At 66.0% G+C, this 268-nt stretch carries 1 protein-coding gene; it reads left to right on the top strand.

The genetic code is table 11. The features are described from left to right. Window positions 1–11 precede the first annotated feature (11 nt). On the top strand, window positions 12–268 hold a 257-nt coding region (locus RVY79_RS19870), incomplete at its 3' end, for a response regulator (protein ID WP_317466292.1).

Below are 268 nucleotides of genomic sequence, written 5' to 3' on the forward strand. Positions count from 1 at the left end.
TGGACATTCGCATGCCCGTCTGCGACGGCATGACCGCTTGCCGGCTGCTCAAGGCCAACCCGGTCACGCGGGCGAGTCCGGTGATTTTCCTGACCTCCGCCGCGTTGCCGGAGGAGCGTGTGGCTGGGCTTTCGGCCGGCGCGGTGGACTACGTGACCAAACCGTTCGACTTTGAGGAGGTGCGCCTGCGCCTGTGCATTCACCTGAAGCCCGTCGCTACGCCAGTTGGCGCGCCGCAAGAGGGTGATGCGGTGAGCGCGAATTCCAG

Source organism: Chromohalobacter sp. HP20-39 (genome assembly GCF_033052815.1).
Taxonomy (GTDB): Bacteria; Pseudomonadota; Gammaproteobacteria; order Pseudomonadales; family Halomonadaceae; genus Chromohalobacter.